This is a genomic window from Enterobacter chengduensis (assembly GCF_001984825.2).
Lineage (GTDB): Bacteria > Pseudomonadota > Gammaproteobacteria > Enterobacterales > Enterobacteriaceae > Enterobacter > Enterobacter chengduensis.
Genome location: NZ_CP043318.1, coordinates 3,916,390 through 3,930,237, shown reverse-complemented (window position 1 = coordinate 3,930,237; position 13,848 = coordinate 3,916,390). Strand labels below are relative to the sequence as shown.

Annotated in this window: 3 protein-coding genes; all 3 read right to left on the bottom strand. The window is 63.6% G+C overall.

The genetic code is table 11. The features are described 5' to 3' along the window. Window positions 1-2: 2 nt before the first annotated feature. The 3 genes from FY206_RS18940 to FY206_RS18930 all read right to left on the bottom strand — a co-directional run bounded on the left by FY206_RS18940 (window position 3) and on the right by FY206_RS18930 (window position 13,810). Window positions 3-2,201, bottom strand: a complete 2,199-nt coding sequence (locus FY206_RS18940; RefSeq protein WP_032642940.1) for a type I secretion system permease/ATPase — start codon at window positions 2,199-2,201, stop codon at window positions 3-5. Then, window positions 2,198-3,601 carry a TolC family outer membrane protein gene (locus FY206_RS18935; protein ID WP_032642938.1) on the bottom strand — a complete coding sequence of 468 codons (1,404 nt, stop codon included), beginning with the start codon at window positions 3,599-3,601 and terminating at the stop codon, window positions 2,198-2,200. Before FY206_RS18935 ends, FY206_RS18940 begins: the two co-directional genes overlap by 4 nt. A gap of 78 nt (window positions 3,602-3,679) precedes the next feature. Then, on the bottom strand, window positions 3,680-13,810 hold the full coding sequence (locus FY206_RS18930) for a BapA/Bap/LapF family large adhesin (protein ID WP_045890573.1): 10,131 nt from the start codon (window positions 13,808-13,810) through the stop codon (window positions 3,680-3,682). Window positions 13,811-13,848 lie beyond the last annotated feature (38 nt).

Here is a 13,848-nt window from a genome sequence, read left to right as displayed (position 1 = left end):
CGTCACGCTGACTGATTTTCATTTTTCCACTCCCGTCCGGTTGCTGCCTGCTGCTGTTGCTGCTGCATACGGCTGTTGTTGAGCGCCTGGGCTTTTGGCGCGTCCATCACCAGCATCCCCTCTTTCAACACCACCACGCGCTCCACCAGCTCCAGCACCGGCACGCGGTGGGTGGCGACGATGAGGGTGCGGTTGCCGAGCCAGTCGCCCAGCCGCTGGATAAACTCCCGCTCGGTATGCTCGTCCAGCGAGGCGGTCGGTTCATCCATCAGCACGATATTGGGATCGCGCAGCAGCATCCGCGCCAGCAGAATCGACTGGCGCTGCCCGCCGGAAAGCCCCACGCCGTTTTCCATGATCGGATAGTCCAGCCCCTTGGGCAGCTTCTGCACGAAGCCCGCCGCGCCGGTCAGCTCCAGCGCCCCGAAAATCTCCTCGTCGGTGGCGCGCGGCATGCCGAGGGTGATGTTTTCGCGCAGGGTGCCGTAAAACAGCCGGGCGTTTTGGGTCATAAAGCCGACGTTGCGCCGGACGTCGGCGACGTCGAGATGCGGCAGGCTGAAGTTATCAAGCCGCAGCTCGCCCGCCGCCAGATCCATCCCGCCCGCCATCGCCTGCAGCAGGGTTGATTTGCCCGCGCCGTTGCGCCCGAGGATCGCCACTTTTTCACCCGGCCGGATCTCCAGCCGGTTAATGCGTAGCGCCATGCGCGGATCGTCCGGCTGATAGCGGAACTGTGCCTGCTCGAAAAGATAGTGTCCGCGCAGCACGTCCTGGCGGATCGGCGTCTCCTCGCGCTGATTTTCGGTAGGAAGCTGCATGATGCTGTCCAGCCCCTCTTTTGCCGCTTTGACCTGCTGCCAGCGGGCCAGCACGCCGCACAGCGTTGCCATGGGGGCGATCATGCGGGAGGCCAGCATCGACGCGGCAACCACCGAACCGGTGGTCAGGGTGCCGTCGATCACCATCGGCGCGCCGACCACGATCACGGCGGCATACACCAGGCTTTGGATGGTCATTCCCCAGCTAATCAGGTTCTGGGTCAGCTCGCGGGTGCGCAGGCCGGATTCGGCGGTGATCTGGATATAGCTGTTCCACTGCTGCAGAAAGCGGTTTTCCGCCTGCATCAGCTTGATGTCCTCCAGCCCCTGCACGCTCTCCACCAGCACCGCGTTGCGCAGGGTCGATTCATGGGCCGACTGCTTTGCCAGCTCCGCCAGCTTCTTCTGCAGCAGCAGGCCGGGCAGGACCATAATCACCGCCGCGACCGGGGCGATCCACGCCAGCTGCGGGGCGATGATCGCCAGCACCACCACAAACAGCAGGAAGAAGGGCAGGTCGACAATCGTTGAGATGGTAGAGGAGGTGACCATCTCGCGGATCTGCTCCAGCTCGCGCAACTGAGAGATAAAGCTGCCGGTGGAGCGGGGGATCGCGCTGTTGCGCAGGCGCAGCGCGTGGCCGAATACGCGATCCGAAACGCGCATATCCGATCGTTTGCCCAGCAGATCCATAATGTGCCCGCGCGCCACGCGCAGCACAAAACCGAACAGGGTGGCAATCAGCACCCCAATGGTCAGGACGTAGAGCGTCGGGTAGGACTGGGCGGGGATCACCCGGTCATAGACCTGCATGGAAAAGACGATCCCGGAGAGCGACAGCACGTTGATAAACAGCGCGGCGAGCATCACCCAGCTGTAGGGACGCAGATCGCGCATCACCAGCCGGTAGAGCCAGTCCGGACGGTATTTTGAGATATAGGCATCCACGCGGCTGTCCTTCAGCGCGGCGAGTGGACGCAGGGCAATCACGTGGCGGATGGCGGGCAGCGTCGCCGTCATCGACAGGCGGTTAGTGTAGGTCTCCTCGTCGAAGAAGCTGATTTCCAGCGTGTCGTCGCCGTCGAAGTGCTCGATTACGCCGATCCGGCCGTCATTCATTGCCACCACCACCGGCAGACGCCAGCTGTTGATCGACTGCTGGTCAGCGGTGAGCAGCTGAAAAGACAGCCCCGCCTCGCGCGCCAGCTGAGTGAGCGCGGGAACCATCGGTTTGCCTTTCAGCCACGGCGCGCCTGCAATCAGCGCGCCGGGAGAGCAGGCGACGCGGTAGCGCGTGGCGACAAAGCCAAAGGCCTGCGCCCACTGCGCCAGCGCCTCGTCCGTCATGTTTTCACCTTGCGGGATTTCACGCTGCGTCATGGCTGGATCTCCACGGTCTGGATGGTGCGGTTATCAAGATCGAACGCATGGCGCAACTGGCCGGTGTTATACAGGCAGTTGAGCTGCAGCTGGTGCAGCTGACCGAGGGTCTGCTGCTGGGTGAAGCGCGCCTGGTAGACCTCCTGCTCGGCGTTGAGCACGTCGAGCAGCGGGCGCGACCCGAGATCGAGATACTGCTGCTGGTAAAGCTCGCGGGTGCGGGCGCTGAGCGCCTCCTGGCGGCCCTGAATTTGCAGCGTGCTTTGCAGGCTCATCACCTGACTGCGGGCTTCCAGCAGCTTCTGGCGGACGTCAAGGCGCGTGCGCTGAATGGTGGACTGCGCCGCTTCCACCGCGTGTCCGGCGGCGTTACGCCGGGCGGTGAGGCCGCCGCCCTGATAGAGCGGCATCTGCACTTTTACCCAGGCGGAATACTGGGTGCGATCCCGCGTGTCGCTCCCCGCGTAGCGATCGTTCATGTAGTGACGTACCTCCGGCTCCAGCGAGACGGTTGGCGTCATCTGCGCGTCGGCGTAGTCGAGATTCGCCTGGGCGACGTTCGCCTGCGCCCAGGCGGCGAGCACCGCGGGAACCAGGCGGTCGTCCGGCTCGGCGACATCGCAGCTGCGGCCCAGCTTTTGCGGAAAATCATTGCTGATATCGTTCAGGCTGTTCCAGCCGAGAAAGCTCATCAGCGTGGCGCGGGCGCTGTCGAGATTGGCCTGGTACTGCATCAGCTGCGCGCGCGCGCCTTCGATACGGGCATCGGTTTGCACCACGTCAGAGAGCGAGGTGGCGCCTTCGTCATTACGCTGGCGGGTCAGCGAGCCGATGGAGGAGAGGGCGTCGAGCTGCTCTTTGGCGGTGTCGACCATCTGCTGCCAGGTTTGCACCTGCACCATGGCGACGGCGGTGTCGTGGGCGATGGTGTCGATACTCACCAGCACGTTAGCCTGCTGCTGGGCGACCCCGGCGCTTTCGGCGCGCACCTGGCTGGCCACTTTGCCAAAGTCGTAGAGCATTTGAGAGAGAGAAAGCACCAGCGACGGCGTAAAGCCGTTCTGGTCGCCGTCGTGGGAGTAACCGTTGTCCACGCCGGCATTAATCTGCGGATAGTATTTCGATTTCGCGACGTCCACCTCTTCGCTCTGCTGGTAGAGTTTTCCCACGGCTTCGCTGATGGCCGGATGCCAGGTAACGGCGCGGTTGACGGCTTCGCCAAGCTGCAATGAGCCCGGCGCGGCGTTGCCAGCCGTCGGGGCGACGCGGCCGTTGAGCGAGGGGAGTTCCTGCGTTTCGCGCAGTTGGCCCGTATTGATAGTTGCCGCCGGGTTCGCGCAGAGAGCGGGCACAGATATCAGGCAGCACGAGAGCCACCAGTAAGGCATCTTCATTCCCATGTCATGTCCCTAATAAAATAAGTGCAGCTTTATTATTAATGCCCGGGCGCTGTGCGCCCGGGTTAGGTACTGCAGGTGCTATGTGGTAATGATGTGTTGCTGGTTAACGAGCTCGTCGTAGGTGGTCTGAACGCCATCAAGCGTCACGAGCGTGGTATTAGTGTAGGTGCTCCCTGCACCATCACGGTCGATGGAGATCACGGTATTGCCATTACTATTAGTGACATGGAGGTAATTCCCGAGCGTGGAGGCGCTACCGTTCCAGCCCACCAGCAGGTCGCTAATGTCGATTTTATCCCCCTGCGCCAGCGAGAAGCCGGTCCAGTGGTCGCCCGCGCTGCTGCTGACGTTCCCCCCCGTGGCGTTCCCCACCGTAGTGTTCAGTACCTGGTAAATCAGCGTGTCGCCGTAGGCGGTGCCGGTAATGACGTCGTTATGTTCAGAGCTGATGAACTGCGGCGCCATGTTGATGGTCAGCGAGGCGCTGTCCGTCTTCCCGGTCGCATCGGTCAGGGTGTAGTTGAAGGTCTCCTTCGAGGTGATGGATGAGAGCGATACCCCGCTGTTGAGGGTATAGGTGTAATGGCCGTCTGCGCCGATCGCCAGGATGCCGTAATGGCCGGTAATGTTCACCGTTGCGCTGCCGGTGTACGGATCCAGCGTGGTGGTCACGCCGTTGTAGCCGGTCACGCTCAGGCGGGTGTCCACCGAGTGCAGCTGATCCAGCACGCCGCCCGAGTCGGTGCCGTCGAAGATATTGCCGTTGACGGTGTGGGTGCCGGTGGCGTCGAAATCAGTCAGCGAGTAGGTGGTGCCGTTCACGCTTGGGGTAATGGTGATGTTCCCCACGCTCAGGCCCGGGACGCTGCCGGTAAAGTTCAGCGTATAGGTCCCGGCGTTGAGATCCAGCCCGGTCAGCGGAACGTCGATACTGCCGCCCAGCAGCGAGCCGCCGCTGAAGGAGCCGCTGCGGATCGTGCCCGAACCGTCGCTAATGGACCAGTTGACCGTCAGCCCACCCAGCGCCAGCAGCGAGGCCACGTTAAAGTGCAGCGACGCGTTGTGCAGCGCGGTGTTCGGGTCGACCACAAAGGTGCCGCTGCCGCTGCCCTGGGTTGACGAGAGCAGGGCCGTCGTCCAGCTTGCCGTACCCACGGTAGTATCCGAGTACGCCGACGTATGGTGTACTGACGTCACGTCCATCACGGCGCTGACGTCGTTCACCGCATTCATCGCCTGCGCGGTGGGGGTGATGTTAAGCGATGCCGTGTCTTTCGTGCCGTCTGGCGCGGTGACGGTATAGACGAAGGTATCCGGCGTGCTGATATGGTCCGCTCCCACGCCGCTTCTCAGGGTGTAGGTGTACTGGCCGGACGAATTAATGGTCAGCGTGCCGTATTCCCCCTGAATGTCGGTTGTGCCACTGCTGTTGACCGCCACGCCGTTCACTTCGGTAACCAGCGTGCCTGCTGGAACCGGGTCATTCGCCAGCACGTCGCCCGTGGTCGTTTCGCTGATACTCGCCACGCTGTAGACATGATCCTGCAGGATGCTCAGCGTATAGCCCGTCAGGACGGCGATCCCCGATGCGGTATTGAGTAAGAACAGGTACTCCCCGGCAGGCAGGTTCAGCGTCAGCTGAGACGAAGTGCCCCCCAGCAGCGGGGCGCGCAGCCAGCCCGACTCGACGCGGACCTGCTCGAAGGTCTGGGTCGCGTTGTTGAACTTATAGACGTAGAGATCGAACACCGATGCCAGCGCCACGCCGCCCACGGAGGCCTGGATAGTCATGGTGCGGGTGGTGCCTTCCTCCACGTTGTAGATAATCGGGTTGGTCATGTCGTCCAGCAGGTTAAGCCCCAGCGTGTTGCCGAGATTGATGCCCACCACGGTAAAGCCGCCCTGAGACGAGGCGCCGTTATTAATCTCGCTCACGGTGGTGTCAAAGGTCAGCGAGGCCGTATCGTCCACCGCCACAATGCCGTTGACTACCGTACCGGTGCCCAGAGACAGCACCAGGTTCGCCGACGCGCTGACGCCGTTATGGGTGATGGTGTAGGTGAAGCTCTCCGTCCGGCCAATGACCGCCGCGCTGGTGTCCGTCAGGTTGTAGCTGTAGCTGCCGTCGCGGTTGATGGTCAGCGTGCCGTATTGGCCCTGAATCACCGTGCCGTCGGCGTTGACGCTGGTGGTCACGCCCTGCGCGTTCGTGACCGCGGAGACCGTGGTTCCGGCCGGCGCGTTGTCGCTGCCTGCGGTCGGGTCCGTATCGAGGATCACGTTGCCGTTGAGGCTGGTTTCACCGGTAACCGTACCCGGACCGGTCTCTTTCACCGCCACGTCGAGGCTGGTGTAGGAGCCGGTCGCCAGCAGGTTGGTGTTATAGCTGAGCACGCGATAGTTGCCGTCAGCCAGCCCGGTCAGGTTCAGCGATACGCCGGTGGCGCCGAGGGTCAGGAGATCGGCAAACTGCGGCTGGCCGGTATCCACCACGGTGGTCCAGGCACCGTTGACGTAGTGCTGCACCACCAGCTCAAGGGTATTGAGCAGAGAGAGCACCGCGCCCGTGGCGTTGGCGTTCACCACGATATCCGCGCTGCCGCCGCTGCCCACCGTGAAGTTCACCTGGGCGGTGTCATTCCCCAGCAGGGTCAGGACGTTGCCCACGGCGCCGACCAGCAGGAAGCCGTAGTCGCTGTACTGGCTGTTGGTGACGGTTGCCGCGGTGCTGAGGTTCAGCTCTTCAACGTTATTGCTGGCGGAGAGCGGCAGCGCTGGCGCAAGCGCGGAGCCCGGCTGCGAGGTGTTGCCCGCCGCGTCCGTGGCGGTGATCTGCAGCGTCTGGCCTTCGGTCTGTTTATTCGTAAAGGTGTAGCTATAGGTGCCGTTGCTGCCCGCAATCGCGGTCAACGTCGAGCCGTCCGCAAGGCGGATGCTGACGGTACTGCCGGCTTCGGCATTACCGGTCAGGACGCTACCGTCGGCGTTGAAGGTCCCGGTCGGCGCCGTTGGGGCGATCGTATCGACGATAATCGTCGTCACGGCTGACGCCGCGCTGGTGTTGCCCGCCGCATCCGTGGCCGTGGCGGTGAAGTTATGCGTCCCTTCCGTCAGCGCGATGGTGGTTTGCGGCAGGGTCCAGTTGCCGCTGCCATCGGCGGTCACCGTACCCACCAGCGTGATGCCATCGTAGATCCGTACCGTGGCATTCGCTTCGGCGGTCCCGTTCAGCGTTGGACGCGCGTCGTTGGTCGGATTTGTGCCGGTCACCGGACCGGTGACGCTGCCGACATCATCGATTACCGACGTGATGACCGGTGCGCCCGGCGCAACGGTATCAATGTTAATCACATACCCGGCGGTAGGGGCGCTGGCGTTACCTACGGCATCGGTGGCGGTAAAGGTTAACGTGTGCGGACCGTTGCTCAGCGCCGGAGATGGCGTATAGCTCCAGGCCCCGCCGGTCGCCGTCACGCTGCCGATCTGTACGCCGTTATCAAAGATTTTCACCGTCGTTCCGGCTTCCGCCGTACCGGAGATCGTCGGCTGGGCGTCGTTGGTGATCCCGCCGTTGGCAACCGGCGTCGCCGCATTGCCCACGTCATCCAGAATGCTGGTCAGCACCGGCAGTGCAGGCGGCGTGATGTCGACGGTGAGACTAAAGCTGGTGGACGACACGCTGGTGTTGCCTGCCGCATCCGTTGCCTGCGCGGTGAAGCTGTGCGCGCCCGCCGTCAGCGTGGTGCTGAGCAGGATGCTCCAGCTGCCGCTAGCGTCCGAAGCCCCGGTGCCGACCAGGGTTGTCCCTTCGTAGATCTTCACGGTGGCAAACGGTTCGCTGGTTCCGACAAGGCGCGGTACGGTATCGTCGGTTGTTTGCCCGGACGTGAGCGGGCCGGTGATGCTTCCCACGTCGTCTATCGCCTGGCTGATGACCGGCGCGTTCGGTGCCGTGGTATCGACAACCAGGGTAAAGCCTGGCGAGGCCGGGCTGACGTTCCCCGCGGCATCGGTGACCGTGGCCGTCCAGGTATGGCTGCCGCTGGACAGCGGCGCTGACGGCGTAAAGCTCCATGCGCCGGTGCCGTCCGCCTGCGCGGTGCCGACCGGCTGCCCGTTCTCATACACGGTGACCGTGGCGTTGGCCGTCGCGGTGCCGTTCAGCGTCGGCGTAGTGTCATCGGTGCTCTGTCCTGAAGAGAGCGGGGTTTGGATGCTGCCCACGTTGTCTGCCGCGGTTGAAATAACCGGCGCAGACGGCACGCTGGTATCCACCGTCAGGTTAAACGGCGCGGTTGCGCTGCTGGCATTGCCTGCCGGGTCGGTGGCGTTAAAGACGATGGCGTGCGGTCCGTCGCTCAGATCGCTCCCCGGCGTGAAGGTCCAGCTGCCGAGGGCATTGACCACCGCAGTGCCGATTTCGTTGCCGTCTACGATGACATGCACCGTGGTACCCACTTCGCCCGTGCCGTTGAAGGTCGGGCGCGCGTCGTTGGTTGCGCCGCCTGAGGTGAGCGTCCCGGTGACCGGGGCGATATCGTCAATGACGCTGGTAACGACCGGCGCAACCGGGCCTGCGGTATCCACGGTAAAGGCGAAGACCGTCGAGTTAGCCGAGGCGTTGCCCGCGACATCCGTTGCGTACGCGCGAAGGGCGTAGCTGCCGTCGTTCAGCGGTGTGGTCGGGGTGAAGGACCAGTTCCCGTTTACGTCTACGGTTGTCGTACCGATCTCCGTACCGTTATTCAGGATGTGAATCGTGCTGCCAGCCTCTCCGGTACCGCCGATCGTTGGGGTGTTGTCGTTGGTGACCTGCCCGCTGGTAAGGTTGCCAGTTACGCCGCCGGGGACGTCGTCATTCACCGTATCCAGCGTTGGCACCGTCGGTGCCGTCAGGTCAACCACCACGCTCCACGGTGCAGAGACCGCGCTGACGTTGCCCAGCGGATCGGTCGCCCGAACGGTAAAGCTGTGCGAGCCTTCGCCGAGCGCGGTGTCCGGGGTAAACGTCCATGCGCCGTTGAGGTCAGCCGTGACCACGGCAATCTGCGTGCCGCCATCAAAAATCGTCACCACGCTGTTGGCTTCCGCCGTGCCTGAAAGGGTTGGCGTGGCGTCGTTGGTTGGAGTGCCGCTGACCACGGTAGTGGCGGCATTGCCGACATCATCCGTTACGTTAGTGATGACCGGCGTGGTGGAAATCGTATCCACCACAACGGTGAATCCCGCCGAAGGCGCGCTCTCATTCCCCGCCGGATCGGTCTCGCGAATGGTGAGAACATGAGAGCCGTCCGTCAGCGTCGGCGTGGTAAAGCTCCAGCTGCCGGTATTGCCGATCACCACGCTGCCCAGCAGCGTCCCGTTGTTGTAAACGGAGACGGTATCCCCCACCGCCCCGCTGCCGGTCAGCGTCGGCTGGTTATCGTTGGTGGACTGGCCGTTGGTCAACGGGCCGGTGACTGGACCCACGTCGTCAATCACCGCGCCGATGGTTGGCGTGCCCGGCGCGGTGAGATCAACGGTGACGCTGGCGGCTGGAGAGCGGCCGCTGGTTGCACCGTTGAGCGTCGCGGTGACCTCAAAGGTGTGCAGACCCTCACCAAGCGCGGCCGGCGTATAGCTCCAGTTGCCGCTGCCGTCGGCGGTCACCGTCGACACGGGCGTCACGCCACCGTCCAGGTAGATGGTAATCAGGCTCCCCGCCTCGGCCGTGCCGGTGAGCGTTGGCGTGGTGTCGTTGGTGGTTTGGCCTTTCACGTCGCCAGTCAGCGGGGCAGTATCGTCGACGATCGCCGTAATGACGGGAACCTGCGGCAGGTCGAGCGGGGAGTCGGTAACGATAAAGGACGCGCCCGGACTGGCATTTCCTGCGGCATCCGTGGCGCTCACGGTCAGCGTGGCGGGATCCAGCTGCGCCGGAGAGAGCGCAATGGAGAAGCTGCCGTCGCCGGCGGTAACGCCGCTACCAATGACCGTGCCGCCGCTGTCTTTCACGATAATGGTACTTCCCGCCTCGGCGTTGCCGGTCAGGGGCGTTCCCTCCTGAGCCAGTGCCATATTGATCGGGTCGGCAGGCGCGGCGGTATCTACCGTCACGCTCAGCGGGGCTGAGCTGCCTGAGGTGTTACCGGCCGGATCCGTGGCCGATACGGTGAAGGTATAGGTTCCATCCGTCAGGGTGCTGTCGGCAGTCCAGCTCCAGGCGCCGTTCGGCTGGACCGTTACCGGTACTGCCGATGGGGTGCCGTTCACGGAGACGATAACCGTGGCCCCCGGTTCGCCGGTCCCGGTGAGCGTAGGTACACCATCGCGAGTGTAGAGCACGCTGTTGGTGAGCTGGCTGTCTGAGACGGTATTAATCTGCGGGATACCAGGCGCAACGGTATCGAGGGTGACGGTATAGACCGGGCTGGGTTCGCTGACGTTGCCCGCCGCGTCCACGCCCGCCACGGTGATGTTCAGCGGGCCGTCCGTTTGCGTTGGAAGCGTCAGGCTCCACTCTCCGTTAACCACCGCAACGCGGCCCAGCTCGACGCCGTTGTTGTAGACGATCACCGTCTCGCCGTTGACGCCGGTACCGCCGACCGTCGGCGTTGAGTCCGTGGTCAAGCCACCATCCGGCGCGCCGCCCACGGCGCTAATCACCGGCGTATCCGGCGCGACGGTATCCACGGTGATGGTAATCGCTGGCGACGCGTCAGAGACGTTGCCTGCCTCGTCGGTGGCGGTGGCGGTATAGGTGTGGCTACCCTCCGCAATATTACTGTCAGGCCGCCAGCTCCAGCTGCCGTTGCTGTCTACCGTAACGGTGCCCACGATGGTCGGCGTGCCGTTGACGGTGTCGGTGATGTTGATAACGTCGTTCGGCGTGCCGGTGCCGCTCAGCACCGGGCGCGGATCGTTGGTGGTGCCGCCATCGGAAACGGGGCCGGTGATCTGGGTGACGCTGTCGGTGACGATCGGTGCCGCAGGCGTCGCCGGCGGGTCGGTATCAATGGTGATGGTGACCGGCTGCGACGGGGCGCTTTCGTTGCCCGTACCGTCCATATTGGTCACGGTCAGGGTAATGTCGTAGGTGCCGTTAGGCAGCGGGGTGGCTGGCGTCCAGGACCAGTCGCCGTTAGTGTCCACTACCGTGTCGCCGATTTTGACGCCGCCGTTGTAGATCGTCACGGTATCGCCCGCCGTACCGGTGCCGCTCAGGGTTGGCGTGGTGTCGCGCGTGATTTCGCCCGGGTTCAGCGGCGTTTGAATTGCGCCGCCGTCAGGATTGACGGTAATCGCCGGGGTATCCGGCGTGGCAGGCGCGACGGTATCCACCGTCAGGACAAACGGGCTGGAGACGGTGGTATTGCCTGCGGCATCCGTGGCGTGAACCGTCAGCGAGTGCGGGCCATCGGTGAGCGGGGTGACCGGCGTAAAGCTCCAGCCGCCGATGCCATCGAGGGTGGCGGTGCCGAGCAGCGTGGTGCCGTCATAGACGGTTATCGTCGCATCCGCGGGCGCGGAGCCCTGCAGCAGCGGCTGGGTGTCATCCGTGGTATCGCCGCTGTTGAGCGGGCCCTGCACGCCGCCGACGTCATCAAGCGCGGCTGTGATGGTCACTGCCCCAGGCGGTGTGGTATCGACGATAACGTTGAAGTCGGTTGACGGCAGGCTGGTGTTGCCTGCCGCGTCGGTGGCGACGACGGTAAAGGTATGAGGCCCCTCCCCAAGCGGCACGGTAGGGGTATAGGTCCACACGCCGTTGCTGTCGACCGGAACCGAGGCAAGATCGGTTCCGTCCAGGCGGACGGTAACCGTCGAGCCCGGTTCAGCCGTGCCGTTGAGCGTGGGGGTGGTATCGTTGGTGCTGTCGTTGGAGTTAAGCGCTCCGAGGCGCTCGGGCACATCATCTATCACCTGGGTAATCACCGGAGCCGCAGGCGCGACGCTGTCAATCGTCAGAGTCCAGGTGTTGGAGACGCCGCTTGCGTTACCCGCCGCATCGGTCGCGACGGCGGTCAGGGCATGCGGCCCCTCACCAATCGGCGAGGAAGGCGTAAAGACCCATACGCCCAGGCCATCGGCCACGGTCGTACCAATAGCCACGCCGTCTACGCGGAGGATGACCGTGGCGTTGGCTTCGGCGGTACCGCTGAGCGTTGGGGTGGCGTCATTAGTCGTGGCATTTGGATCGAGCGAGCCAACGGCTCCCCCGGGCACATCGTCCACGACTTGTAAAATCACCGGGGCGTCAGGTGCCGTTCCGTCGACGTTAATTATCCACGCGGCTGAGGTTCCGCTCTGGTTACCGGCGGGATCCGTCGCCTTTGCCGTGAGCACATACGTGCCGTCGGCCAGCGGGGAGGGCGGCGTAAAGCTCCACAGGCCGGAGGCGGGAACCACCACCGTGCCGAGGATAACGCTGCCGTTAGAAATCGTGATGGTCGAGCCCGCTTCGCCCGTTCCGTTCACGGTCGGAGCCCGGTCGTTGGTGAGCCCGTTCGGGCCTACGGGGCCGGTGGTAGCCTCCACGTCATCAATGACTGACACGATGGCTGGCGTCTGCGGTGGGGTAATATCCGGTGCCGCCGCGGAGGTGGTTGGGCTCGTGTTGCCTGCCGCGTCGGTGGCGTCTGCGGTCAGGATTTCACCGTTGAGCTTCGGCGGGGTCAGGGTCAGGCTGAAGTTGCCCTGACTATCGGCAACCGCCGTGCCAAGGGTCACGTCGCCTTCACGGACGGTCACCGTGCTGCCTGCCTCCGCGATGCCGCTGATGGTGCCGCCATCGTTTGATACGACGAGGTTTCCAGGGGCTGGCGGCGGGGTGGTGTCCACGGTGAAGGTGATAGGTGTGGATGCCGTGCTTTGGTTTCCGGCAGCATCGGTTTCAGTGACGGTTATGGAGTGTGTTCCGTCCGGGAGCGGGGCATTGGGCGTAACGCTCCAGGTACCGTTGGGCAGCACCGTCGTTGTGCCAATGACCACGCCGTTATCGTAAATGGTGATGGTTCCTCCCGGCTCGCCCGTTCCCGCCAGGATCGGTTTTGACTCGTCGGTGGGCATGCCTGAGGTAATGGTTCCTTTGATGAGGCCCGTGTTGTCGGTTAGCACAATCGCGGTCGGTGTTGCTGGCGGGGTAAGATCGACGGTGAAGGTGAACACCGGGGAGGCCGGCCCGGTGTTGCCAGCGGCGTCGGTGGCCCGAACGGTAATCTGGTGGGTGCTTTCACTCAGGTCGACTGACGGGGTGAATGTCCATGTACCATTGCTGGCCACGACCGCTGTGCCAATGGCTATCCCGCCGTCATAAATCGTCACGGTAGAGCCGGGTTCGGCTGTGCCGGTGAGCTGCGGTTGTCGATCGTTGGTGCTGCCGCCGTTGGCTATCGTACCCGTCTGAGGGGCGATATCGTCAATGACGCTGCCTATCGTTGGCGCATCGGGTGCGGTGAGATCCGGCGCGTTGACCGTTGCGCCCTGGCTGGTGTTCCCGGCCGCATCCGTAGCGGTGGCGGTGACCTGCTCGCCGTTGGTCAGCGGTGTGCCGAGGGTGACGCTAAAGTTGCCGTCGCTGCCCGTTTTTCCCGTGCCAATGACATTGCCGTTCGCATCTTTCAGCGTGACGGTACTGCCGGGTTCGGCGGTGCCGGTGACGGTTTTGCCATCGGAAGAGAACATAAGACCGGAAGGCGCGTTCGGCGGGGTTGTATCCGGATCGGCAGGATCGACGGGTGTTGCGGGGGTGCTGCCGTTGTTATTACCGCCATCTCCGCTGCCGCTGCCGCTGCCGCCGCCACCTCCACCACCGCTACCGCTTGCTAGCGCCGCGATGCCGCCCGCGGCGACAATGCCGCCCAGGGCCCATGGCCAGATGGCGGCACCACCGGCGTCACTTCCGGAGCTCGCAAGCAGCACGTCCGTTGACGCGATAGATTCGTACGTGGCGGCCCCGGTAGGATCTTCAATCCACCATAATGCGCCGTTGCTCTCCTGCAGAACCAGCTGACTCACCCCCTGCGCGTCCGCAACGTAGAAGTTTTTAAGGGTGATCACCTCGCCGGAATTTAACGTCACCAGCAGATCGTTACCGTTTCGCGCGAAGTGGGAGATATCAGCCCGCTCGACATGAAGCTCAACGATCGAGGAATGGCTCAGGGTAACCTGTGTGCCTTCCGTGGTTGTTTCCACGCCAGTAAGTTTCGATATAACAGAGATTTGGCTCATTTAGTAATTACTCCAGCAGGTGTGTCATGAACGGCGAG

Coding starts and splice junctions, on each gene's coding strand:
- FY206_RS18940 (WP_032642940.1), bottom strand. CDS start 2,201: ATGACGCAGCGTGAAATCCCGCAAGGTGAAAACATGACGGACGAGGCG.
- FY206_RS18935 (WP_032642938.1), bottom strand. CDS start 3,601: ATGGGAATGAAGATGCCTTACTGGTGGCTCTCGTGCTGCCTGATATCT.
- FY206_RS18930 (WP_045890573.1), bottom strand. CDS start 13,810: ATGAGCCAAATCTCTGTTATATCGAAACTTACTGGCGTGGAAACAACC.